Source organism: Pseudoalteromonas sp. US3C1013, assembly GCF_048401115.1.
In the GTDB taxonomy this organism is placed as follows: Bacteria; Pseudomonadota; Gammaproteobacteria; order Enterobacterales; family Alteromonadaceae; genus Pseudoalteromonas; species Pseudoalteromonas undina.
Map to the genome: position 1 here is coordinate 914,323 of NZ_CP183075.1, position 25,755 is coordinate 940,077.

At 40.5% G+C, this 25,755-nt stretch carries 21 protein-coding genes and 1 tRNA gene; 13 read left to right on the forward strand and 9 right to left on the reverse strand.

The features are described 5' to 3' along the window. Positions 1–31: 31 nt before the first annotated feature. Together ACNSN2_RS04250 and smrB are read right to left on the reverse strand one after the other, a co-directional pair. Entirely contained in the window at positions 32–955 is a 924-nt protein-coding gene (locus ACNSN2_RS04250; protein ID WP_418608633.1) for an AEC family transporter, read from the reverse strand. A 17-nt stretch (positions 956–972) separates the two neighbouring features. Next, positions 973–1,530: an endonuclease SmrB gene (smrB, locus tag ACNSN2_RS04255; protein ID WP_008114517.1), complete on the reverse strand. Its 558-nt coding sequence runs from the start codon at positions 1,528–1,530 to the stop codon at positions 973–975. 297 nt (positions 1,531–1,827) lie between these two features. Between smrB and prmB the strand changes: the two genes are divergently transcribed. The 3 genes from prmB (at position 1,828) to ACNSN2_RS04270 (ending at position 4,465) form a co-directional block, all read left to right on the forward strand. Continuing rightward, entirely contained in the window at positions 1,828–2,763 is a 936-nt protein-coding gene (gene prmB / locus ACNSN2_RS04260; protein ID WP_008466678.1) for a 50S ribosomal protein L3 N(5)-glutamine methyltransferase, read from the forward strand. 91 nt (positions 2,764–2,854) lie between these two features. Continuing rightward, on the forward strand, positions 2,855–3,952 hold the full coding sequence (gene aroC / locus ACNSN2_RS04265) for a chorismate synthase (protein ID WP_418608634.1): 1,098 nt from the start codon (positions 2,855–2,857) through the stop codon (positions 3,950–3,952). A 126-nt stretch (positions 3,953–4,078) separates the two neighbouring features. After that, the gene (locus ACNSN2_RS04270; RefSeq protein WP_010391373.1) at positions 4,079–4,465 is read left to right on the forward strand and encodes a DUF4112 domain-containing protein; all 387 of its coding nucleotides are present in this window, start codon (positions 4,079–4,081) and stop codon (positions 4,463–4,465) included. Between the two features lie 45 nt (positions 4,466–4,510). On the opposite strand, the gene ACNSN2_RS04275 is transcribed toward ACNSN2_RS04270, so the two are convergent. Continuing rightward, positions 4,511–5,209, reverse strand: coding sequence for a 2'-5' RNA ligase family protein (locus ACNSN2_RS04275; protein WP_418608635.1), 699 nt, complete (start codon positions 5,207–5,209; stop codon positions 4,511–4,513). A 196-nt stretch (positions 5,210–5,405) separates the two neighbouring features. On the opposite strand from ACNSN2_RS04275, the gene ACNSN2_RS04280 reads away from it, so the two are divergent. From ACNSN2_RS04280 to ACNSN2_RS04300, 5 genes are all read left to right on the forward strand, one after another. Continuing rightward, positions 5,406–8,591: an HD domain-containing phosphohydrolase gene (locus ACNSN2_RS04280; protein WP_418608636.1), complete on the forward strand. Its 3,186-nt coding sequence runs from the start codon at positions 5,406–5,408 to the stop codon at positions 8,589–8,591. Between the two features lie 166 nt (positions 8,592–8,757). Next, a complete protein-coding gene (locus tag ACNSN2_RS04285; protein WP_054202145.1) occupies positions 8,758–9,312 on the forward strand; it encodes an elongation factor P hydroxylase in 555 nt (184 codons plus the stop codon). Beyond that, positions 9,302–10,444: an ATP-NAD kinase family protein gene (locus ACNSN2_RS04290; protein WP_418608637.1), complete on the forward strand. Its 1,143-nt coding sequence runs from the start codon at positions 9,302–9,304 to the stop codon at positions 10,442–10,444. Before ACNSN2_RS04285 ends, ACNSN2_RS04290 begins: the two co-directional genes overlap by 11 nt. A 3-nt stretch (positions 10,445–10,447) precedes the next feature. After that, on the forward strand, positions 10,448–10,723 hold the full coding sequence (locus ACNSN2_RS04295; RefSeq protein ID WP_010391380.1) for a YfcL family protein: 276 nt from the start codon (positions 10,448–10,450) through the stop codon (positions 10,721–10,723). A 143-nt stretch (positions 10,724–10,866) separates the two neighbouring features. Continuing rightward, positions 10,867–12,426, forward strand: coding sequence for an AbgT family transporter (locus ACNSN2_RS04300; RefSeq protein WP_010391381.1), 1,560 nt, complete (start codon positions 10,867–10,869; stop codon positions 12,424–12,426). A 311-nt stretch (positions 12,427–12,737) separates the two neighbouring features. Here the strand turns inward: ACNSN2_RS04300 and ACNSN2_RS04305 are convergent, their stop codons facing one another. After that, positions 12,738–14,567 carry a DEAD/DEAH box helicase gene (locus ACNSN2_RS04305; RefSeq protein WP_054202149.1) on the reverse strand — a complete coding sequence of 610 codons (1,830 nt, stop codon included), beginning with the start codon at positions 14,565–14,567 and terminating at the stop codon, positions 12,738–12,740. Positions 14,568–14,727: 160 nt separating this feature from the next. After that, positions 14,728–14,991, reverse strand: a complete 264-nt coding sequence (locus ACNSN2_RS04310; RefSeq protein ID WP_008114535.1) for a GrxA family glutaredoxin — start codon at positions 14,989–14,991, stop codon at positions 14,728–14,730. A gap of 290 nt (positions 14,992–15,281) precedes the next feature. Between ACNSN2_RS04310 and ACNSN2_RS04315 the strand changes: the two genes are divergently transcribed. Then, complete coding sequence (locus ACNSN2_RS04315; protein WP_010391385.1) at positions 15,282–15,728, forward strand: Hsp20 family protein; 447 nt, start codon at positions 15,282–15,284, stop codon at positions 15,726–15,728. Positions 15,729–15,787: 59 nt separating this feature from the next. Here ACNSN2_RS04315 and ACNSN2_RS04320 read toward each other — a convergent pair whose 3' ends face one another. From ACNSN2_RS04320 to ACNSN2_RS04335, 4 genes are all read right to left on the reverse strand, one after another. Continuing rightward, complete coding sequence (locus ACNSN2_RS04320; protein ID WP_418608638.1) at positions 15,788–16,303, reverse strand: hypothetical protein; 516 nt, start codon at positions 16,301–16,303, stop codon at positions 15,788–15,790. Then, on the reverse strand, positions 16,300–17,490 hold the full coding sequence (locus ACNSN2_RS04325) for a peptidyl-prolyl cis-trans isomerase (protein ID WP_418608639.1): 1,191 nt from the start codon (positions 17,488–17,490) through the stop codon (positions 16,300–16,302). The genes ACNSN2_RS04320 and ACNSN2_RS04325 overlap by 4 nt, the downstream gene beginning before the upstream one ends. Beyond that, on the reverse strand, positions 17,490–18,503 hold the full coding sequence (locus tag ACNSN2_RS04330) for a phospholipase (protein WP_010391390.1): 1,014 nt from the start codon (positions 18,501–18,503) through the stop codon (positions 17,490–17,492). The genes ACNSN2_RS04325 and ACNSN2_RS04330 overlap by 1 nt, the downstream gene beginning before the upstream one ends. Positions 18,504–18,663: 160 nt before the next feature. After that, entirely contained in the window at positions 18,664–20,217 is a 1,554-nt protein-coding gene (locus tag ACNSN2_RS04335) for a cryptochrome/photolyase family protein (protein ID WP_418608640.1), read from the reverse strand. Between the two features lie 491 nt (positions 20,218–20,708). On the opposite strand from ACNSN2_RS04335, the gene ACNSN2_RS04340 reads away from it, so the two are divergent. The 4 genes from ACNSN2_RS04340 to infB all read left to right on the forward strand — a co-directional run bounded on the left by ACNSN2_RS04340 (position 20,709) and on the right by infB (position 25,666). Further along, positions 20,709–20,785, forward strand: a tRNA-Met gene (locus ACNSN2_RS04340). 279 nt (positions 20,786–21,064) lie between these two features. Beyond that, positions 21,065–21,520 carry a ribosome maturation factor RimP gene (rimP, locus tag ACNSN2_RS04345; protein ID WP_008114543.1) on the forward strand — a complete coding sequence of 152 codons (456 nt, stop codon included), beginning with the start codon at positions 21,065–21,067 and terminating at the stop codon, positions 21,518–21,520. A 38-nt stretch (positions 21,521–21,558) separates the two neighbouring features. Further along, positions 21,559–22,983, forward strand: a complete 1,425-nt coding sequence (nusA, locus tag ACNSN2_RS04350) for a transcription termination factor NusA (RefSeq protein ID WP_418611344.1) — start codon at positions 21,559–21,561, stop codon at positions 22,981–22,983. 25 nt (positions 22,984–23,008) lie between these two features. Continuing rightward, positions 23,009–25,666, forward strand: a complete 2,658-nt coding sequence (infB, locus tag ACNSN2_RS04355) for a translation initiation factor IF-2 (RefSeq protein ID WP_054202155.1) — start codon at positions 23,009–23,011, stop codon at positions 25,664–25,666. The last annotated feature ends 89 nt before the right edge of the window (positions 25,667–25,755 follow it).

The following is a 25,755-nucleotide window of genomic DNA, read 5'->3' on the forward strand; positions in this document are numbered from 1 at the left end:
GCCTGACAATAAAACGTGGTTAGGCATATATCTAAAGTAAAATGGTTAACCACACACTAAAACTCAACACACTTAATACTGTAGATGAAACTACCGCACTGGCTAGGGTATCTTGGTGTTGTTTTATTTGGCATGCAATTAAATAGGCATTAACGCCTAATGGTGATGCACTTAATAGCACCAGTACTTTTAACAGTGACTCATTAAGTGTAAATACGTGAGTGCCTAGCAATAATACCAAGGCAGGTAATATGACTAATTTTAATAGACTGGCAATGGCCGCTGCTTGCCAGTTATCGCTAATTTTATAAAAAGCTAAGTTAGCGCCCAATACAAATAACGCACAAGCAATAGCTGGTTCGGCTAAAAGCGCTAAGCCATTAGTTAAGTCAGCAAATAAAGTAACCCCTGCCAAATTAACCAATAAACCAGTGCTAATACTTAACACTACCGGATTGAGTAGCATATTCTTGGAAAATGCTGACCAGGAAAACGCATGACTGGCGCTGTTTGCACTAATTAAAAAAGTAAGGGTGAACAATAATGCGCTATGAAAGGTAATGATCATAAAAATAATGCCCATCATTTGCTCGCCTAATGCGGCAATAATAATAGGTAAACCCACCAATACAGTATTGGAATAGCTACTGCCAAGGGCAAACACGCTATGGCGTTCGTATTGAGGATGTTTAGAGAGAATGTAGCGGTCAATAATTAGGGCAAAAAGGTAAACTAAAATAACCGGAATGTAAAAACTTAAAAAGCCATTTAAGCTGACACTGGTTTGTAAGTCTGCTTTGGCCATATTTAAAAATAAAAAGCTCGGCACACTAATATAAAAAGTAAACTTACTTAATCCCGCTATATGGATACGCTCTAAAAAGCCACTGCGGCTAGCAATATAGCCACATAGCACAATAAATATCAGCGGGAATATAATCGAAAATATATGCACTAAAAGGCTCTTGTTGATTAGCGTCTAAACTCATCACTTTGCGGTAAATTAATTAATATCAGTACTGCACCTTTACCGCCATATTCAAGTGGTGCTTGATGCATAGCAATAACGTCGGGGTGCTGCACTAAGTATTGCGGCACTTTATGTCTGAGGATATGGCCGCCAATTCCGTGTACAACACAGGCGCAGTAATAATGCTTTTTTTTACACTCATGAATAAGCCCTGCGAGCTCATCCTTGGCTACTTCTTTATTTAAGCCATGCAGGTCGAGGGTTAAATCAGGTATAAAATCCCCTCGGCGAAGTTGTTTCGCTAAAAAACGATCCTGACCCTGTTGCACATAATTAACAGTACCGTTAGTGTCTATATCGGGCACATATTCATCAGAAAAGAAAAATTCTGATTGTTGTTGCTTTTTTTGCTGGGCAAATTGCTTCGCTTGTGACACTTTAGGTTTATTACTAAAACGGTGAGTGTCTTGTTTGAACACGCGCGCACCGCTGATACTTTGACGAAACAAGTCAATGTCATCAGGGCTAATTAGATTGTTTGAGTGTGGATCTTTTTTCATAGCGGCAGTCTAAACAAAAAAGTGGTAAAAATCGAGTAAAAAGGTGTGATACCCAAGCAGCTTTGAGGTGCATAGTACGGCGCCAATAAGGTTAGTTTAAAAGCGATTTATACTGCGTTATTGATTTGAACAACAAAGTGACTATTACACTTGCAATCAATGCCTTGTTTAAATTACTTTTAATTCTAACTGTCACTCGCACCTAGAGGTGGCTTGGGTATACAATAGGGCAATCATGGGGCCCATAGTGTGCCCCGATTGAGTTAATTTTTTGAAAGTAGCAGGCAGATAATACTGATGAGTGAATTACTAATAGAAGAAGCAACCCTGGATGAAGCTGTTGCAGAACTTTCAACCTTACACGATTGGCTTCGTTGGACGACAAGTCAATTTGCAAGTAGCGGTATTTTCTTTGGTCATGGCACCGATAACGCATGGGATGAAGCGGTAAGTTTGTTATTACCAGCACTTAGCTTGCCAATTGATGCACCCAAAGAGCTGATGCATGCCCGTTTAACCAGCACTGAAAAAAACCGTTTAGCAGGCTTAATTGCCGAGCGCATTAACGATTTTACCCCAGTTCCATACCTGACCAACATTGCATGGTTTGCCAATATGCCATTTTATGTGGATGAACGTGTATTAATTCCTCGCTCGCCTTTTGCTGAGCTTATTAATAATCGTTTTACACCTTGGCTAGAGCAGCCAGAGTCAGTTGGGCGTATTTTAGATTTATGTACGGGCTCAGGTTGTATCGCGATTGCATTGGCACAAGCATTCGAAAATGCGCAAGTAGATGCGGTTGATATATCCTATGAAGCGCTTGAAGTGGCTGATATCAATATCACCGATTACCAACTAAGTGACCGTGTATTACCGATCCAGTCTGACGTCTTCAGTGGTGTACCTGGGCAAAAATATGACTTAATCGTAGCAAACCCACCGTACGTTGATGCTGAAGATATGGCTGATTTACCACGTGAGTTCCACCACGAGCCAGAGCTTGGGTTAGCATCGGGTCACGATGGCCTTGATGTAACACGTACTATTTTAGATCAAGCTAGTGAGCATCTAACAGATAACGGTTTGTTATTTGTCGAAGTAGGTAACTCTATGGTACATATGGATGCACTGTATCCAGGCGCACCATTTGAATGGATTGAGTTTGAACAAGGCGGATTAGGTGTGTTTGTTATTAGCAAGCAACAACTAGATGCCTACTTTGCACAGTAATAATTAATACTAGCCATTCATCCCAAATGGCTGGGCAAAACAATAGCCGAGTTAATTCTCGGCTATAAGTCATTAGGAATGAGGAAAGTTAATGGCAGGTAATAGCATAGGGCAGTTATTTAAAGTGTCCACCTTTGGCGAAAGCCACGGCGTTGCATTAGGCGGCGTAGTGGATGGCACGCCCGCAGGCCTTGAGATAACAGAGGCCGACATACAACACGATTTAGATCGTCGAAAGCCTGGACAAAGTCGCTATACCACGCAGCGCCGTGAGAGCGATCAAATTAAAATTTTAGCGGGCGTTTTTGAAGGTAAAACCACCGGTACCAGTATTGGTTTATTAATTGAAAATACTGATCAACGCTCACAAGATTATGGCAAAATTAAAGACGTATTTCGTCCAGGTCACGGTGACTATACCTACTGGCACAAGTACGGCCTACGCGATTACCGTGGTGGTGGCCGCTCATCTGCGCGTGAAACCGCTATTCGGGTTGCGGCAGGCGCCATTGCTAAAAAGTATTTAAAGCAGTTTCATGGTATTGAAGTTAAAGCGTGCTTGAGCCAATTAGGGCCAATAAAAGCCGAAAACTACGATTGGGACGAAGTGGAAAACAACTTATTTTTCTTCCCAGATACAAGTAAGCTTGAAGTACTTGATGAATATATGCGCGAGCTAAAAAAACAAGGCGACTCAGTGGGGGCCAAAGTAAAAGTAGTGGCTAAAAATGTACCTGTTGGCTTAGGTGAGCCCGTATTTGATAGGCTAGATGCCGAACTTGCACATTCATTAATGAGTATTAATGCTGTTAAAGGCGTTGAAATTGGCGATGGCTTTGATGTAGTCGAGCAAAAAGGCTCAGAACATCGTGATGAGTTAACCCCTGATGGTTTTACCTCAAATCATGCCGGCGGCGTATTGGCAGGTATTTCAACAGGCCAAGATATAATCGCATCAATTGCCCTTAAACCGACATCGAGCATTACTATTCCCGGTAATAGTATTAACACCGAAAATGAAGCGGTTGAAATGATCACCAAAGGTCGTCACGATCCTTGTGTAGGCATTCGTGCTATTCCGATTGCTGAGGCAATGATGGCTATTACTTTAATGGATCATTTACTTCGTCAACGCGGTCAAAACCCACATGTACACCACGAACATGGGCCAATTAAAGGCGCTATTTAAGCGCCTTACGTTTAAAACTATACTAAACGGGCAATAGCGCGTTTAGTATATACAGGCTATACATCTTTATTGCCGCTCAACAATTTAAATGTGCTCAGCGCACCTAAAAATAAGAGAGCTGTTAGTATGCAAAAAAACAATCAAGCTTCCATCTCACAAACTGAGTATAAAGCCACCATAAAACGGCTCGAAGAGTTTAGCCGCTTTACTGATAGCAGCATTGGTATTCCGTTTACTAAATTTAAATTTGGTGTAGAGTCGTTGATTGGGCTTTTACCTGTGATAGGTGATTTAGCAGGGCTTATTTTGTCTGGCTATGTACTAATTGAAGCGCAGCGCTTAGGTGTTAGCAAGCGAGTAAAAAGCCGTATTATTATAAATATGTTGATTGATTTTGTTGGCGGGCTCATTCCATTTTTTGGAGATATTTTTGATGCCATGTTTAAAGCAAATACGCGTAACACCCGCATACTTAAAAAACATTTAACAGATAAGCTAACCACAAACCCATAAACATTATTAGTTACAACGTGTGTAATTAGCCCTGTTATTAACTATTTATTTGGCATCAAAAAAGTACTTAGCGAGTATTTCTTTTTGTTGACCAAATTGATCAGACACTCCAATTCCAATCCCAATTATTTCCCCTTGTGCCTGCGGCGGCTCAGCGTGCAGCGCTTTTTGTACTAACGCTAATGCAGGATTTTTCTCATTTGCAAGTAGGGTTAAATGCGGCTGAAAATTTTGAAATACATTAGGGCTGCCATAACGTTCAAAAGCCACAAGTTTATTAGGGTAATGCTTTACCCAACTTGGCACTGGTGCTTGATGATCGCGAAGCGGCTCAAGCTTAAGGGTAACCTCATCTGCCAATCGTTGTAATTGATATGATTTTTCTAAGTTTATAAATGCCCAATTACTTGGTGATACACTTAATCCATTGGCTTTTATCTCAAACGACTGATGTTCTTTTACAATGCGCTCAACCATTTGCTTAATTTCGTTTTGTGCTTCAAGTGGGTAATCCGTTAAATACAAGGTGGCATGCACGGGTAACCCTTGTTGGTAAAACGTAGTAATTTGGTGCGTAGCCAATTCATCGCTGGTGTTAGCGACTAGCTCAACAATAGGCTTAGAAGGAATAGCAAATACGTTAATACTTATGCTTTTTGCATAACTGCTGGCAGAAGTAGCCAACAGAGTTAAAAATGTAATAGAGATAAATAGCCACGATAAAGAGCTGTGTTGTTTAACCATAAGAGTGAGTCAATTTAGGTTTTTGGTTGGCATATGGTAAGCGCAATTAAGTGATCAGTAAATAAGTGCATAAAGTTTTATATTTTTGATTTTGTGACTAATATTACTTTAGCTTCATACGGATTATGGATATTGTTTCTAGCAGTATTCAACTCTCTGTATTTATTGCTCTTAAAAGTGCTTCAAGGAAAGTTCAATGATATTTAAAGCGTTAAATAAGTTAAAAAGAACAGTGCGCTTTTCTATTCGTTTAACGGTTGTGGCGGTATTTGTATTGGCAACGTCCATTACCGCCATTATAGCCACTAGCTTACAGTATTACTTCAGCGAAAAAATGGCACTAGAGTCTAACTTGTTGCATTTCAATATGACCACGCAATCTGTTGCTGATTACCTATCACGCATCAATGAAAAATCTGAAAATACTTTAAATATGATGGTTAAAAATACTTCACTAGTAGGTAATAACTTTTCAGATAAAACAGAGCTGCGTAATGTATTGAGCGAAATAATGGAATTAAACCCTTTGTTTTACGCATTTTCTATGGGCTATAGCAACGGAGACTTTTATGAAATTATCAATCTTGAGAGTGGTAAAATAGTCAGAGAGCGTTTAAATACGGTTGATAATGACCGGTGGGTTGTGATCCATATTAAAACCGAAAAAGGGCAAAGGGTAGAACACAGGTACTACTTTGATGCTGATTTTAACTTAAGAAAACAAACCAATAAACCGACGTTTTTTGATCCTCGAGAGCAAACGTGGTTTAAACAAGCAAATTCAGAGCAGGTGAATAAAACTAAACCTTACTTATTCTCGCATTTACAAACTTCAGGCCAAACCTACTCGATTAAAACCAAAGGCAAGGACCATGTGTTAGCTCTTGGAGTTATGGTCGATAATATTTCTAATTATTTATTAACACAACAGCAGCAGTTAGGTATGCATAACTCTGCGCAGTTATTTATATATAATCGAGAAGGAGAGATTGTTGCTTCAAATCAGAAAGATAAGGTTGATAAAAACAAAAGCTTGAAACAATTAACGCTAAGCGAGCAACAGCAAAAAGTAATTGCACAATACCCGACTATTACAGTATCAAACGAAACAAATTGGGCCCCTATGGACTTTAGTGTTAGTGGTACGCCCAATGGCTACAGTATTGAATATATCAATGCGATTGCGCAGCTACTGGGTATTAAGATAAATTATGTTAATGGACTTAGTTGGCAAGAGTTACTTAATTTATTTAAAAATAATCAGATAGATGTACTTCATCCTGTAGTTAATACCACAACGAATAATACCTTAGGTATGCTTAGTACACCCATGGTAAATTTGCCTTTGAGTATTGTTAACCATCAGAGCAACCCACCAATCACCCACATACAGCAACTTGCTGGTAAGTCAGTTGCAGTGGGTGAGGGCTGGTCAATTGTAAAAACATTGCAAGCGCAATTTCCAGAAATTAACTTAGTAGAGGTTCCCAATACAAAAGCGTTGTTAACGCATGTAGCCAATGGTGATACCTATGCGGGAATAGACAGCAAGGCGGTATTACAATATATCCAACAACAATTTTTTATTGATGGGGTTCAGTATAATCAACTAGATGAAGAAAGTGCCGCGCTTTTTTCAAATGACTATCACTTATTATTTCATAACCAAGACGCTCAATTAAAAGCCTTGTTTGACTATGCAGCCACGCAACTGCCTATGCAATTTAAACAACAACTTAGTGATAAATGGCTTAATACTAATCCAGAGAAAAAATCAAAAGTTGTGGGCACTGTCCCCTATGAGCAATTAATTACTTTATTAGACGATGATAGTAATTTCTCTAATTTAAAGTTAGTGCATATTAATGGCAAAGAACAGTATGTATTTATTAAGCCTTTATCTGACTATTTATCGCTAGCCAGTACAGGTTACTTAGCCATTATGGTTTCTAAAGAAGATGTATTGAGTTCTACACGGAAAAAAATAAAGCTTTCTCTTATCATTACTGCTGTTTGCCTTATTTTGATATTACCTGTGTCGTGGTTTTTTGCATCCCCCATTGTTGCCCCAATTAAAACGCTGGTGGGTGAAAATAATAAAATTAAAAATCGTCAGTTTAAGCAAGTCTCAACCTTAAAAAGTCATATTAAAGAAATTAATACTTTAGCCAGCTCTATGGTCGAAATGAGCAAGTCGATACAACAACACGAAGAAAGCCAAAAAGCACTCATGGCTTCGTTTGTTGAGCTTATAGCTCAAGCAATTGATGATAAGTCTCCCTACACTGCGGGACACTGCGAACGTGTCCCAGAGCTAGGTATTGAGCTTGCTAAAGCCGCTTCAGAATCAGAGTTACCTGCCTTTCAAACGTTTAAATTTAAAAGTGATGAGGAGATTGAAGAGTTTAGCTTAGCTGCTTGGTTACATGATTGCGGTAAAATAACTACTCCAGAGCACATTGTCGATAAAGGCACTAAGTTGGAAGTGATTTATAATCGTATTCATGAAGTAAGAACACGGTTTGAAGTCCTTTGGCGAGATGCCGAGCTTGATTACTACAAGTCATTGCAACAAACCCCAAAAAATCAGAGTGAGCTAGCTAAGCAGTTGGCAGCTAAACATCAACAATTACTGGACGATTTTGCCTTTATTGCACAGTGTAATATTGGCGGCGAAAAAATCACAGCAGCCTCGCTTGAGCGTTTAACCTTGCTAAGCAATGTTACTTGGGTGCGGCACTTTGACGATAAGCTAGGGCTTTCACCTATCGAAATGTATCGCTATGCACAAACGAGTGACACGCTGCCTGCTACTGAAAAGCTACTCAGCGATAAGCCTTGGCATTTAATTCCTCATGATAAACCGATTGAATATGACGAGCGTTTAGGAATAAAAATTGCTCCGTGTAAATATAAATATAATTTAGGGGAGCTTTATAATTTACAAACTTCTAGAGGCACCCTTACCGCAGAAGATAGGTTTAAAATTAATGAGCATATTATAAGTACCATACGTATGCTCGATACATTACCATTTCCTAAAGAGTTGGAGCGTGTCCCGCGTTTTGCCTCTACTCACCATGAAACATTAAAAGGAACTGGCTATCCTCGTAAACTAAGTGCCGATGATTTATCGATACCTGAACGGGTGCTGGTACTTGCTGACATTTTTGAAGCATTAACTGCAGCCGACAGGCCCTATAAAAAGGCAAAAACACTCAGTGAGTCCATTGGTATATTAGCTAAAATGGTGGCCGATCATCATGTTGATAAAGCCGTATTTGAATTATTTTTAAGTTCAGGTATTTATCTTGATTATGCTAAGCGCTATCTCAATGCTGAACAAATAGATGAAGTAGATATTTCTAAATATATAACCTAGGGCCAAAGCGTTAAAATTAAACCGCTTAGCGCTAACAATGTTTTTAATCACTTGTTTTTTTACTTTGTAGATAAAAGTACGTACAATTCGCTTCGTTTTTAGTGTGCTTTATACTAATTTCATCTGTCTTTAAAGCATCGGGTTCAAACGAGTATACGAAGTATTTATGCACCAAGTAGCTGATCTGATTTCTATTTTCGAACACACTTTTTACCAAAGCTATAACACGCGTTTGGTAAAAGGTGAGCATGAGCCTATTTACATTCCCGCAAATGATACAACCCCGCATCATCAAATTGTGTTTGCCCATGGTTTTTATGCCAGTGCATTGCATGAAATAGCTCATTGGTTAGTGGCAGGTTCTCAGCGCCGTTTAAGTGAAGACTATGGTTATTGGTATTGCCCTGATGGGCGCGATGCTACACAGCAAGCGGAATTTGAATCAGTAGAGGTAAAACCTCAAGCAATAGAGTGGGCATTGAGTGTGGCTGCCGGGTTTGATTTTAACGTATCGGTAGATAATTTAAATGGTGAGCAAACTTGTCGATTTGCGTTTCAGTCTCGCGTTCATGCAAAGTTATTAGAGTTATTGCAAAACGGGTTTAACCCAAGAACAACCTTACTATTAAAAGCACTATGTAAATTTTATAACACCACGTGGCCATTACATGCTGCGCAGTTTACATGGCGTTCTCCCGAGGAGTTAAAAGATGCAGTTTAAGTTAGGATTGATTGTAAATCCGGTCGCAGGGCTCGGTGGTACTGTGGCGCTTAAGGGCAGTGACGGTGAAGATACCGCAGCTAAAGCCATTGCATTAGGTGCAGAGCCTAAGTCAAATAGCCGCACTAAAGCTGCACTTGAAGTGCTTGTACCTCATCAATCAAACATTACTATTTATACTGTTAATGATGAAATGGGGGAGCAAACAGCAAAAGCGTTGGGCTTTAATACGCAAGTGGTTTATCAAAGTAACTCACCCACAACCAGTGATGATACCGAAGCTGCAGCTCGTTTATTACAGCAACAAGGTGTAGATTTAATCTTATTTGCTGGTGGCGACGGAACGGCGCGCAACATTTGCCATGCTGTAGAAGACTCGGTACCCGTGTTGGGCATTCCTGCTGGGTGTAAAATTCATTCCGGCGTCTATGCCATAACGCCAAAAGCCGCAGGCCGTGTAGTTGAAATGCTGGTAAAAGGTGAGCTGGTAACATTAAGCGATGCTGATGTGATGGACATTGATGAAGTGGCTTTTCGCCAAGGAACAGTAAAAGCAAAACGTTATGGTGAAATGCAAGTGCCAAGTGAAGTGCGCTATGTACAAGCGGTTAAAAATGGCGGTAAAGAAACTGACGAGCTGGTGCTAGCAGATATAGCTGCTTATGTCGTTAGTGAAATGGATGCCGATACCCTCTATGTCATGGGTAGTGGCTCTACCGTTGGCGCAGTGATGGAAGAGATGGGGCTTGAAAACACCTTACTCGGTGTTGATCTCGTTGAAGATCAAGCTTTAGTAGGCCAAGACCTAACAGCCCAGCAACTTCTTGAACTTACCAAAGAACGTGAAACAAAGTTAGTGATCACCCTAATTGGCGGCCAAGGGCATATTTTTGGTCGAGGCAATCAACAACTCAGCCCAGCGTTAATTAAAGCGATAGGCCGCGATAATATTATTGTGGTGGCTACTAAAACAAAATTACAGGCTTTAAATGGCCGACCGCTGATTTGTGATACCGGTGATAGCAAATTAGATGATGAATTAAGCGGTTATATACGTGTAACCAGTGGGTTTAACGACCATATTATGTATGCAGTAGGTCATCAAGATGGGCTGCACCCAGAGGAGAAGTAACACATGAGTTTAGTAAATTACATAGATGCTGCGCAGCAATATTTTGATGATTTAGTGATAAAAGCAACCGATGACGAGTTATTTGCCGGCGGTTATTTACGCGGCCACTTTGATTTAGCCGTAGGTTATGCACAAGTTGAAGAATTAAATCTAGAAATTGCAGAACTAAACGACACGGTTGAAAAAAGCTTAGTAAAAGCTTATCGCAATGGCGAACTTAATGAAGATGATAAAGCACTCGTAGTAAGAATATGGGATGAAGTAAAAGCACTCGCATAAGCTTTTTTTATTCATTAAAAATAGCGCGGCTACTGAGCCGCGTTTTTTTGTGCCTAAAAAAGAACTTGTTTATTCAGTTAAAATTTACCTCATTCCTTAGATACGCTAAAGTAGCACAGTCTAAATTCTAGGGAACAAGTGAAATGAATAACAATAATGATGCGACAATGCCAACTGGCATAGTTGCGCGATTTTTAAATTTTGTTGAGCGGGTAGGTAATAAGCTTCCTGATCCAGCAATTATCTTTTTGTTTGCCATGTTATTAATCTGGTTTTTGTCTTGGTGGTTTTCAAGCGTCACATTTGATGCAATAGACCCTCGTACTGGCGAAGCCATTATCATTAATAACATGCTTGCCAGCGATTCGTTGGCCACTTTTTTATCTTCTATGGTAAAAACATTCACCGGTTTTGCGCCACTGGGTGTAGTACTGGTTGCTATGCTAGGTGTAGGCGTTGCAGAGCATTCGGGCTTTATTAATACCGGCCTTAAATTAATGCTCAAAGTAACGCCTAGAAAATTACTAACACCCTCAATTATTTTGGTAGCTATTGTGAGCCATACGGCTACCGATGCAGGGTATGTGCTGGTTATTCCACTTGCTGGGGTAATATTTTTTGCAGCAGGTCGTCATCCGCTTGCCGGTATTGCAGCGGCATTTGCCGGGGTAAGTGGTGGCTTTGGGGCTAACTTTATCCCATCTGGGATTGACCCATTACTGCAAAGTTTTACGCAAAGTGCAGCACAAATTATTAATCCAACAATGAGCATTAACCCGCTTAATAACTGGGGCTTTGCTTCAGCATCAAGTTTATTTATTGTGATGCTAGGTTGGTATATCACCGATAAAATTATTGAACCACGTTTAAAAAATTCCCCAGTAGATGGCGAAACTCAAGACCTACCAGCATTTGAAGATGCGCGTAGTGACGAAAAGCGCGCCTTTCTTATTGCTAGTTCCGTAATGATTGCAGGTATTGCGTTATTAGCGTACGTATCCGCACCCGCTGATTCAGCGATGCGCAGCAGCGATGGTTCTTTAACAAACTTTAGTTCACCACTAATGCAGTCAATAGTGCCGCTAATCTTCTTACTGTTTTGGATCCCAGGCGCAGTATATGGTTTTACCGTAGGCACCTTTAAAAGCTCTAAAGACATGATAGATGCGATGAGCAAAGCCATGAATGGTATGGCGTATTACATTGTTATGGCATTCTTTTGTTCATTATTTATTGCAGCATTTAGTAAATCAAACCTAGGTGCTTTACTGGCAATTGAAGGGGCTCAAGTATTAAAAGCAATGGAGTTACCGAGCTCTGTAACGGTGGTAGGGATTATTTTCCTAACTGGTTTTGTAAACTTGTTTGTTGGTTCAAGCTCGGCTAAGTGGGCACTATTAGGTCCGGTATTTGTACCTATGCTAATGCAGCTCGGTATTTCGCCAGACTTAACGCAAGCAGCGTACCGTGTGGGAGATTCTAGTTCTAATATTATCACCCCGCTAATGCCATACTTCCCGCTGGTGGTGGTGTACTGTCAAAAATACGTTAAAGGCACAGGCATAGGTACGCTTATCGCGATGATGCTACCGTATTCAATTGCCTTTATGATCGGTTGGAGTATCTTCTTGCTAGGCTACTGGGCACTTGGTATCCCATTAGGACTTGATGCCAGCTACGTGTACCCAGCAGTAGCGCCTTAACAAATATAATCGCTATAAAAAAGTAGAAGCCCCACCATGAACTGGTGGGGCTTTTTTGTGTTAAATGCATTATTCATAAAGAGGTTTGAGGTATCAAAGGCTAGTGGGGGCGGGTCACGAGGTTCGAGCTGTGGGGAGCGGACTAAGTGAATTATTTACAAAGGGGTGTAGGTACACTGCACTTTAAAGCTCATAAAAGTTGGCGGCGAGTTAGCGAGTTATGAAAATTGAGCTGACCTGATACCTGAATTCCAGACACAAAAAAACCTTGGCACTTTCGTGGCAAGGTTTTTTTACTAAAGAGTCGTTGCTTACTTAGCGGTGAAGCTAACTGGGCGACGTTCTTTACGAGGGCCGCTACGCTTATCAGGGCGTTGACCATCTTTATTAAAGCTACGCTTCTTGTCACCAGCAGGGCGTTCAGAACGCTCGCCGCGTGGCTCAGAAGGGCCTTGATCTTGTGTTAATGTCATACCCATTGGGCGTTTACAAATAAACACTTTTTGGAAGTGATCAAGTACATCTTTAGGCATGTTTTGCGGTAATTGTACCGTACTGTGACTGTCGTGAAGACGAATGTCACCAATAAACTTGCTTGAAATGTCTGCTTCGTTAGCAATTGCACCAACAATGTTCTTAACCTGAACACCATGCTCACGACCTACTTCGATACGGTACGTATCCATAGGACCTGCATCACGGCTATTACGCTCGCGAGGTTTACGCTCAGCGCGCTCACCGCCACGTTCGTTACGACGACCACGGTCACCACGATCATTACGGTCGTTGCGAGGGTTGCGTTCGTTACGTTCACGCGGTTGAATCTTAACTTCTTCAACTTTAATTGGTGATTGTTGCTGTGCTAAACACAGTAATGCACCCGCTAAGTCTTCAGGAGCAAGCTCAAGTTTTTGTGCCATGTTGGCAGCCACTTCGTTGAAGAAAGTAATATCTTTGTTTTCAAGTGCAAGCGTAAGCTTTTCTTGAAGCGCATTGATACGTTTCTCTTCAACAACTTTAGCTGTTGGTAATTCAACTTGTGCGATTTCAGATTTAGTATGACGAATGATATTTTTAAGTAAATAACGCTCGTTATGCTTAACGAAAAGAATCGCTTTACCAGTACGACCAGCACGACCTGTACGGCCGATACGGTGAACGTAGGCTTCAGAATCTTGTGGAATGTCGTAGTTGATAACTAAGCTTAAACGGTCTACATCAAGACCACGTGCCGCTACGTCTGTTGCAATAACAACGTTTAGCATGCCGCTTTTTAAACGATCAACTGTGCGCTCACGCGCTTGCTGGTTCATGTCACCGTTAAGTGGAGCAGCAGAGAAACCTTCGCGCTCTAATAACTCAGCTAGTTGAACTGTATCGTTACGTGTACGTACGAAAACAATAGCACCTTCATATTGTTCTGCTTCTAAGAAACGAACAATGGCTTTGTTTTTATGTACGTGTGCATTCCAAAACACTTGCTCTACTGACGATACAGTTGAGTTGCGTGCAGAAATATGAACCTGTTCAGGATTGTTCATATATTTGCTGCTGATGTTTTGAATTTGCTTAGGCATAGTCGCAGAGAAAAGACATGTTTGCTTTTCACGCGGCGTTTTTTCCATGATGTTTTCAACATCATCGATAAAGCCCATACGTAGCATTTCATCGGCTTCATCAAGTACAAGTGCTTGTAAAGCATCAAACTTGATAGTGCCACGGTTTATGTGATCGATTAAACGACCCGGTGTAGCAACAATAATCTGTGCGCCACGACGAAGTGCGCTCAACTGGATGCTGTAGCTCTGGCCACCATATAGTGCCAGTACTTCAACACCACGAGTGTGTTTTGCATATTGTTCAAATGCCTCAGCTACTTGGATCGCAAGCTCACGGGTTGGTGTGAGTACAAGGATCTGTGGCTGTTTCACAGACGGGTCAATATTATTTAGTAATGGCAGTGCAAATGCTGCTGTTTTACCTGTACCCGTTTGTGCTAGTCCCAGTACGTCCTTTCTTTCTAGCAATAACGGTATACATTGAGCTTGGATTTCAGATGGTGTCTTGTAACCCAACTCTTCAACTGCCTTTAAAATTGCAGGAGAAAGATTTAGAGATTCAAACGTGACTGGTTCTGACATTAATACGCCTCAACGAATTTAAAGAGGCGCGCATTGTATAGGAAATACGAGGCAAATGCTTGTATAAATTACAACTAATTTATATGTGGTTGATGTTGGTCGAAATTTAACCAGCTCAAGTTGTGCGTTAATTAAGCTGGTTAACAATATACCTACAAATTTACTGGTAAAGGCCTAGGTTTTCTTTGGCATAGGCTTCAAATTCAGTAAAACCACCAATGTGTGTTTGGTCTACAAAAATTTGTGGCACAGTCGGGCATGGTTTGCCTGCAGATTTCTCTAAATCTTCTTTACTGATACCTTCTTTGATGATGTCGATGTAGCGGTATTTAAAATCATCGCGGTCATTAGCAAGTTGCTCTGCAACATCTTTAGCGCGAACACAAAAAGGGCAGCCTTCACGGCCAAAAATTACTGTTAACATAACGCTCTCCTCAAATTAATTGATCCTAGTGTAACTAATTTCATTATTTATTACAGTGCAAAAAAACGATTATTGTGTTCGCTTTTTTTAGGGCCTGTAAAAAAAATAAAAAATATTTTATAAAAAATCTTGAAATAAAATTGTCCGCCCATAAATAGTTATTTGAGGACGCCTGATGGGTCTTCATTTAAACAGAACTATTTGAAAGTTATATTATTAATTAAATTTTGCCGTTACTTGTTCAAACGAAAAGTGGCAGCAATATATCGCTTAAATATGAGGATATTATTATGCGTACAGTAGATTTATCACCCCTATACCGTTCATTCATTGGTTTCGATCACTTAGCATCATTAATGGATGCCGCTGCACGAACTGACAAGCAGCCAAGTTTTCCTCCATACAACATCGAAGCACTTGATAAAGACAAATACCGTATCACTATGGCAGTTGCTGGATTTAGTGAAGACGAGTTAAGCCTGCAATCTGAAAACAACACGTTAGTTGTATCAGGCACTAAAGCAGGTAAAGATCAAAACGATGAACGTAAATTCATTCATCAAGGCATTGCCGAGCGCAACTTTGAGCGTAAGTTCCAGTTAGGTGACCACGTTAAAGTACTTGGCGCAGACCTAGCTAACGGCTTACTAAGCATCGACCTTGAACGTGAGATCCCAGAAGCGCTGAAGCCACGTAAAATTGAAATTGGCTCAGGCAATATGCTAGAAAGTAAATAGCTTAGATAGCACACGTATTTTCCCTGTGAAAAGCCGCCATTTGGCGGCTTTTTGCGTTGTTAGTCTTTTAAATCTATTTGCATTTGTTTTAAAGCGTTAATTTTATCTATTGCAACTTGTAGTTGTTCTTGTGAAAGCTTTTTTTGTCGGCCTTTAGCAAGTAAGTCTTCAAGTTTTAATATTTTGGCTTTTGCAGCAACAACAAAACGTTGTTCTAGCTGTCTTTGCTGTTCAAGGTGGAAATCTTGATATGCCTGGTGATTATTTAGATCACCATTGTACTGAGCCACTGGCTGAGTATTTTTTACTATGTTGGGTAAATAGGCCACAGAGGTTATTGTTGGTAAGGGCTGAGAGCTAGTATTACTAGTTGCAACCGTTTTCAATTGCGTGCTTTCCAACTCTTGAGTCATGTCAGCAGCAGTAAGCTCGAGGGACGTTATTTGCTTGACACTTTTAGCTTGGTTAAGGCCATCAATATCCTTTATCGTTGGTTTGCTAGTATAATGAGTGAAAAGTGTGTAAATACCAACACAAGCTAAAGCAATGACAGAAACGAAAATTTTTTTACTCATAAAATTACTCCCGTCTTATTTTGCCACTTGAGCCAGTTATTTTCATACTGTTGTGCCGCTTTTTGTTTTGCGATGGCCTTTGTTGCTTGGTATCGAACGGTTTCATCTTCTGGCGAAAAATAATCAAACTGATGCTCATAACTGTGTACCACCACCCATTCACCACTAGGTGTACGAATAACAGCAGAAATGGTGTTTTCTTTAGTTGTGAACGCAAGTTGTACAACCCAACTACTTTTGTTTTTGCGGTTTAATTCATTATTGTATTGAGCATATATATCTTGTTTTCCTGATATTACTAATGCTTGTTCAAGTGATTTGTTATCCGCCAACGTGCGAAAGTCTACAGCATTGGTTCGACTAGCAAATTGAGCTCCGTGGGCTTTTACTTGGCTTAAAAACTTAAACTGCGATTTATTTGCTTGATAAAATGCTTTAATTTCGCTTTTGTTTACTTGTTTCTCTAGCTTTTCAAGAACAGGGCTCTGCATGTGCATCATTGTATTTATGCCTAGCCAGCTTTGAATGGAGGGGCGCAAAATATCTCCTTTAGCTATTTCATACAGATGTTCAATATCAATATTCTGTTTTGCCAAAATCGGTTTGGCTTTTGAAAACGCTATATTGAATTGCCGTTTTTTTATTAATTCACTTTTGAAAAGTTCACTATCTCCTCTATGGAGTTTAAAACGTACCTGCATTGATAGTGCATCGATAAATTCATATAAATTAATAGAGTTATACAAAATAGGGGTTAAATCGATCTGCTGCATTTTTTTAATCAAGCTTTGCACATACTGACCATTTTTAGGGTAGGGCCCTAATGTGTGTTTAAGCCATTGACTATCATAAGTGTCAAGCTTTACCTGACTTGACTGTACCTTTATAGCTAACTGCGAATCGAACAGATTTTTTAAGTAACGTTCAACATGGTATTGAGTACTAAAACCAACGGCAGATTGTCGTTTTATTATCGCAGGTGTTTTTAGGGTTGCTTGTTGTAATAAAAACTGATTCTCATACAGACGAGTTCTAACTTCATTGATTGTAATTTCAGGTTTGTGCTTTAAATAAGCACGATGCATAAAGTTAACTTCATCACTACTGTATTGTGTAAATGAGGCCATTACTAGGGAGTGGTAAAAAGCCCCTAGTAATGTAATCACTAAAATAGCCATTTTTTTCATTAGCGAGCAACCATGGCGTGGTTTAATAAGTGCACCACCATTGCTATTGCATGGGGCACTACTTGCTTAGCTATATTAAGGCGATCAAAATGATCTTCTGAGTTGAGTACAATCCCACCTTGTGCATAAGAAAATGAACCGCCTTGAGTTAATAATGGGCGAACATCTTGGCTATTTTTATCTAAAGGCGAGAACGTTTGCATTGCTTGAGTAACGAGTGATAAATCGTTGAGCTGCTCTTGATCATAGTAATCTTTTACCCAACTTTCCCAGCTAGAGTGGTTAAGGTCTGATGTGGTCCATGTGTGGTGAGGTTGTAATAAATCAGTAGTATGAAATACAAACCCTAATACTTGAGGATTTCCGCTTTGTAAGTAACTTTGATACCAATATTGCCCTAAATTATCGATAGGTTGAAATGGCATTTCTTCAAAGTCATCGTACATAGAATAGGTTGAGTTGCTATCGATTCTGTAGTGAGATTCTGTTACACCATAACTGTTATATTTTGAAGAGTCGGCATTGAACCAACCTGTTTCCCCCCCTTTACCATCATCAAGATAGTCACCTTTAAGCCAAGCAGATGCAAGATTATCAATAGTGCCCCAAACGGTGAGCTTCTCATAATTATAACCACCAAAATCGTTTCCATGTTGGTCTGCACCTTGGGTATGATTTTGAAAATGCCAATAGCTTGTATATTTAACTATACTTTGCGCTGCTCCCCATACTGGCGCTTGAACACATGAACCTGTAATAGCACCACAGAAAAAGGTGTCTTCAAAGTCATCTACATCATAAGCAGCTTGTCCCAGCAGCTCGGCTAATTCAGAGATTGTCAGATTGTTTTGTGCAGCGTACTGACGTAGGGCAGCATATTCGGTGCTGGCTGGGTGTTGCTGCATATAATTTACGGCATCTAGAACAATACGTTTGTGAGTTTCTTGACTAAAAGCTTGAGCTTGGCTTGTACCGAGTAATAAAAGTGTCGCTGCAATTAATTGTTTTTTCATTTTATTCTCATCATAGTTTGGAGTAAGAGGTGCTATTAAAAAATAAGCTCATTACACTGACATGACAAATAAATTAAACATTTAATTAACAATATTACCTGATTTTGGTACTTTAATATTAACTATCAAGGATACCGCCGCCAATTGACGGCATTTATATTTATAGCTTTTCAATATTATTTAAATAGTTGTTAGCTTGCTCTAAGGTTTCTTGGCGCAATGATTCATCTTGTTTATCCCAATTACGATAAACCATGCCTATTCGCGGGTTTTTCTCAAGTCGTTCTCGGTGTTTTTGCATAAACTGCCAGTAGAGGCTGTTTAGCGGACACGCGTCTTTACCCACTTTTTCTTTGACTTTGTATTGGCAGCTTTTACAGTAGTCGCTCATTTTATTTATATAGTTGCCGCTAGCCGCATAAGGCTTAGTGGCTATGATGCCATCGTCAGCAAACTGGCTCATCCCTCGGGCGTTAGGCATTTCTACCCATTCGATTGCATCGATATAAACACCTAAATACCATTCATCGACTTCATCAGGATTAATGGCGGTTAATAAACAAAAATTGCCTATTACCATTAAGCGCTGAATATGATGGGCATACGCGCTGTCTAAGCTTTGTGTTAATGAGTGGCTTAAGCAATTCATTTTTGTTTTACCATTCCAAAAATAACTCGGCAGTACACGAGTTGCATTAAGCTGGTTTTTGTTGGCGTAATCGGGCATGTTTTTCCAATACACGCCACGCACATATTCGCGCCAACCCAGAACTTGGCGAATAAAGCCTTCAACCTGAGAAATAGATATTTCATCTTGACGTTGTTGGTACTCTTTAACAACACGGTCGATAACATAGCGAGGGGGTAAAATTTTGGCATTTAACGCAAACGATAATCGGCTGTGATAAAAGGTATCTTTATCAGGGCATTGATCTGTCATCGCATCTTGAAATTGACCAAAGCGAGGCAGTAAATGTGCACAAAAATGATCAAGCGCACTTATTGCTTGCTTACGGGTTGTTGGCCAGCTTAATTGTGTGTCTATCTGTCCAAAGTAGTTTATTTTATGTTTATCTAAACGCTCAATAATGGCGCTAACATCATTTTTAAATAATTTGGGTTTGGGGATATCGGCTAAATCACTTTTTGAAAACTTATTACGGTTATTGGCATCAAAGTTCCATTGCCCACCGGCAGGTTTGTCATCGTCCATTAAAATATCAAACTGCTTACGCATTGCCCGATAAAAATGCTCCATGGTGACGTGTTTATCTTTTTTAAAGCGTTTATCTATGTCGTTAAATGCTAATAAAAAATGCTCGCTGTCACAGGCATTCACCGTTAACTCGCTATTAGTCGCGAATTCGTGAAGCTGTGTTTTTAAACGGTACTCATCTGGGTATTGATATTCAATAGAGGTACATTCATGCTGCTTGGCTAAACGCGTTAAAAGAGCGGGTAAGTCATCATCGTCTTTGGTGTCATCTAGCGTGAGATGTAAAACATTGAAGCCAGCATCTTTTAATGCATTAGCGAAGTTTTCCATGGCTTTAAAAAAGGCTGATATTTTTTGCACATGGTGTTTTACATAGTGTGCTTCTTGTATAAGCTCAGCAATAACAAATACTGTGTCGTCTGATTTGTCTTTAAACCACGAATGAGCAGGATTGAGCTGATCACCTAAAATCAATTTTAGTGTGTTGTATTTTTTCATAATTAGCCAAAATTCACTCTTATACGTGATATTTTCAAAAGCGATCTATTTCTTAAAGTATGTTTAACCTGAACTCTGGTTAAGAGGTTTACTAACATATTAAATCAAAAATGATATTTATGTTTATTTTCTCTAGCCAGAGATTTTCAGTGAAAACAAGGCGAAATTACGCGTCAATAGCTAGCCTATTGCAAGTAAATTCAACGCAGTTAGCGCTGAAAATAGCTGCTTGAGATAGATTTATTATCCAAAGTTCAGGTTACCGATAATAGAGCACCGAATGCAATTTAATACAGCGGTTGATTGTAACGATTCAAATTTTATAGCAAACATAGTGTAGGTAAGGCGATAAACTAGGTTGCTTTTTTTATCAACTTATTAGTTATTATGGTTGCTAATTTAGCGGCACATCCTTATAATAGCGGCCATTGTTTAGTAGGTTATAAAATTTACTAACAGCGATATTAAGTTATTAACTTTTTATCTATTGGCGCGGGATGGAGCAGTCTGGTAGCTCGTCGGGCTCATAACCCGAAGGTCGTTGGTTCAAATCCGGCTCCCGCAACCAATCTTAATAGTAGGTTTAAACTTACTACTTTATATCGCGCATTCTAAGTAATGCGCGTTTTGCGTTTAAGCTAATGAAGTTTAATTTGGTCAGGGTACTGACTCGCAACCAAGCTTGGCCCTAGGCCACACAGTTTTGCGTTTTTTGGTGTGACGCCCCGCTTGGTTCGGGGCGTTGTTGTATCTGCACCGTTTGATTTAATGTTTATCGATTAAATCAAAATTTAAACTCAGTATTTTAGGGCTATAAGCCCTTTTTTTGTTTGTATGGAGGATTTTCGTGACAAAACTTGAACAAGATTTAGTAACCATGTTAACGCCTGCGGTAGAAATGCTAGGCTTTGAATTACATGGTCTTGAGTTTGTACAAGCGGGTCGCCATTCTACCTTAAGAGTATACATTGCTCACGAGGATGGAATTTCAGTTGACAACTGTGCAGATGCTAGTCGTCAAATTAGTGCGATTTTAGACGTCGAAGACCCGATTACAAACGAATATGATTTGGAAGTGTCGTCTCCTGGTGTTGATCGTCCATTATTCAAACAAGATCACTACGAGCAGGCGCAAGGAGAGGAAGTACGCGTGCGTACTAAGCTTCCACAAGACGGTCGCCGTAATTTTAAAGGCGACTTAATAGCAGTTAGCAGCGATATGATCACATTATCTAGCGATGGTGCAGAGCATTTAATCATGCTTAGTAACATTGAACGTGCGAACATAATCGCAAAGTTTTAATTCGAGTGCGAAGGAATAGGGCAAGCGAGGCATTACCCATGGCAAAAGAGATATTATTGGTTGCTGAAGCCGTTTCCAATGAGAAAGCGGTTCCAAAAGAAAAGATTTTTGAAGCTCTAGAGTTCGCATTAGCGACAGCGACAAAGAAAAAGCATGATGGTGAAATTGATGTACGTGTTGCAATTGACCGTAAAACTGGCGATTACGATACATTCCGTCGCTGGCAAATAGCTGAAGTATTAGAAGATGGTTCTTTAGAGAATCCATACAGCGAAATCACGTTAGAAGCTGCTCAAGTTGAAGAACCAGACTTGAAAATGGGCGACTACGTAGAAGAGCAGATTGAATCAATTAAATTTGACCGCATAACAACACAAATGGCTAAGCAAGTAATCGTACAAAAAGTACGTGAAGCAGAGCGTGCCTTAGTGGTTGAAGCGTACAAAGATCAGCAAGGCGAGCTAGTAACGGGTGTTGTTAAAAAAGCAACGCGTGATGCAATCGTACTTGATTTAGGTAATAACGCAGAAGCGGTTATTTACCGTGACGACATGCTGCCACGTGAAAACTTCCGCCCAGGCGATCGTATTCGTGGTCTTCTATATGAAGTTAAACCAGAAGCACGTGGTGCACAGTTATTTGTAACCCGTTCTAAACCAGAAATGCTGATGGAATTATTCCGCATTGAGGTGCCAGAAATTGGCGAAGAGATGATTGAATTACGTGCCGCAGCTCGTGATCCAGGTTCACGCGCTAAAATCGCAGTTAAGTCTAATGATAAGCGTATAGACCCTGTAGGTGCGTGTGTTGGTATGCGTGGCGCACGTGTTCAAGCGGTATCGTCAGAACTTGGCGGTGAGCGTGTTGATATCGTACTTTACGATGACAACCCAGCACAGTTTGTTATTAACGCAATGGCACCAGCAGAAGTGGCTTCAATCGTAATGGATGAAGACACTCACTCAATGGATATTGCTGTTGAAGCTGATAACTTAGCACAAGCTATTGGTCGTAATGGTCAAAACGTACGTTTAGCAAGCCAGTTAACTGGCTGGGAATTAAACGTAATGACCGTTGATGAAATGCGCGCTAAGAACGAAGCTGAGTCAGATAAGTTAATTAACTTATTTACTGAAAACTTAGATATTGATGACGAGTTTGCGTCATTACTTATCAACGAAGGTTTCTCAACACTTGAAGAAGTTGCGTATGTACCTGCTTCTGAGTTTTTAGAAATCGACGGCTTAGATGAAGAAACAGTGGACGTATTACGTTCACGTGCAAAAGATGCATTAACAACGAAAGCCCTTAAAACGGAAGAAAGCTTAGAAGGCGCTGAGCCTGCTGAAGACTTAGCTGAGCAAGGCATTGATGAGCTTGTAGATATTACAGAGCTATCTGCAGAGAAAGCGGGCGAGCTAATTATGGCTGCACGTAATATTTGTTGGTTTGCAGACGAGTAATTTATTAACGGAGGTATTAGAGACTATGGCAGAAGTAAATGTTGAAAAACTAGCCGGTGATATAGGTACAACTGTTGATAAATTGCTACAGCAGTTTTCACAAGCCGGTATTACTAAACAAGCAGGCGATAATGTAACAGAAGCTGAAAAAGCGACGTTACTTGATCACCTAAGCAAGCAACATGGCGGTACTGGATCTGAAGGTCCAGCGCGCATGACATTGCAACGTAAGAGCAAAAGCACATTAAGTGTGACTGGCTCTACGGGTAAAGCAAAGGCTGTGCAAGTTGAAGTTCGCAAAACCCGCACTTACGTGAAAAAAAGTGCTGTTGAGCAAGAGCAAGAACAGCAACGTCTAGCCGCTGAAGAAAAAGCGCGTCTTGAAGAGCAGCAAAAAGCTGAACAAGAAGCCGCAGAATTGAAAGCGAAACAAGAGGCAGAACGTAAAGCGAAAGAAGACGCTGATCGTAAAGCCAAAGAAGAAGCTAAACGCAAAGCAGATGCTGAGCGTAAAGCGAAACAACAGCAGATGACCCCTGAGCAAAGTGCTAAGTCTGAGAAAGATCGCATCGAAGCTGAGCGTCTGCAAAAAGAAGCAGAAGAGGCCGCATTGAAGAAAGCTGAAGAAGAAGCGAAACGTCAAGCAGAAGAGGCAAGAAAGCTAGCTGAAGAGAATTCAGCACGCTGGAAGAAAGAAGAAGAAGAACGTAAGAAACGCGAAGAAACCGCGGATCACCACCTTACGACTTCAACTTACGCACGTGAAGCAGAAGATGTAGCAGATGCTCGCGAAGAGCAAGGCTCACGCCGTGCGAAGAAAAAGAAAAAAGCGCCAGCAAAAGATAAATTTGCAGCGTCTAAAGGTAAAAAAGGTAAGCTAAAAGCGCCAGCGTCATTACAGCACGGTTTCCAAAAACCAACGGCTGATGTTAAAAACGAAGTGCGTATTAGTGAAACAATTACAGTTGCTGAGCTTGCGTCACGCATGGCTGTTAAAGGCGCTGAAGTTGTAAAAACAATGATGAAAATGGGTGACATGGTTACGATTAACCAAGTTATTGACCAAGAAACTGCGCAACTTGTTGCAGAAGAAATGGGCCATAAAGTTATCATCGTTAAAGAAAACGAATTAGAGCAAACAGTACTTAACGACCGCCACGAAGATGGTAAGTCTGAGCCTCGTGCTCCAGTAGTAACTGTTATGGGTCACGTTGACCACGGTAAAACGTCAACGCTTGATTACATTCGTTCAGCTAAAGTTGCTTCAGGCGAAGCCGGTGGTATTACGCAGCACATTGGTGCATACCACGTTGAAACTAACGGCAACATGATCACTTTCCTAGATACTCCGGGTCACGCCGCATTTACATCTATGCGTGCTCGTGGTGCAAAAGCGACTGATATCGTAATCCTAGTAGTTGCAGCCGATGATGGTGTAATGCCACAAACTAAAGAAGCGGTACAGCATGCTCGCGCAGCTGGCGTTCCTTTAATCATTGCTGTTAACAAAATGGATAAAGAAGGCGCAGATCCAGACCGTGTTAAAAACGAGCTAGCTCAGCTAGACGTTATCCCAGAAGATTGGGGCGGTGATACGCAATACGTTCACATCTCAGCTAAAACAGGTCTTGGTATTGATGACCTTTTAGAAGCAGTATTAATGCAATCTGAGCTGTTAGAACTAAATGCACCTAGCGAAGGTATGGCTGCAGGTGTTGTTATTGAATCACGTCTTGATAAAGGCCGTGGTCCAGTAGCGTCTATCCTTGTTCAATCAGGTACGCTTAACCAAGGTGACATTGTATTATGTGGTCTTGAGTATGGCCGTGTTCGTGCAATGCGCGATGAAAACGGTAAAGACATTAAATCTGCGGGTCCTTCTATCCCTGTTGAGATTTTAGGTCTTTCTGGTATTCCAGCTGCAGGTGATGAAGCGACAGTAGTTAAAGACGAGCGTAAAGCTCGTGAAGTTGCTTTATACCGTCAAGGTAAATTCCGCGATGTTAAATTAGCGCGTCAGCAAAAAGCGAAGCTTGAAAACATGTTTACTAACATGACTGAAGGCGACGTGTCTGAAGTTAACGTGGTACTTAAAGCAGACGTTCAAGGTTCAATTGAAGCAATTTCAGACTCACTAACTAAACTTTCTACTGATGAAGTAAAAGTGAAGATTGTTGGTTCTGGTGTTGGTGGTATCACTGAAACAGATGCAACCCTTGCTGCAGCGTCTAACGCAATTGTCGTTGGCTTTAACGTTCGTGCCGATGCATCAGCGCGTAAAGTGATTGACTCTGAAAACTTAGACCTTCGTTACTACAGCGTAATTTACGCACTTATCGAAGAAGTTAAGCAAGCCATGTCTGGTATGCTTGCTCCTGAGTTTAAACAAGAGATCATTGGTCTTGCTGAAGTGCGTGACGTATTTAAGTCTCCAAAAATTGGCGCAATTGCTGGTTGTATGGTTACTGAAGGTACTATCAAACGTAGCGCACCAATTCGTGTACTTCGTGATAACGTGGTTATTTACGAAGGCGAACTTGAGTCATTACGTCGCTTTAAAGATGACGTACAAGACGTTCGTAACGGCATGGAATGTGGTATCGGCGTTAAGAACTACAATGACGTTCGCGTTGGTGACCAAATCGAAGTATTTGAAACAGTTGAAGTACAACGTAGTCTTTAATTGTTGTTAGGTGGTGTTGGACATTCAAGGTCGTACCTCGATAGCCCAACATACCCTATGCTAAGATTTTAAATGGGGGCTCAGCCCCC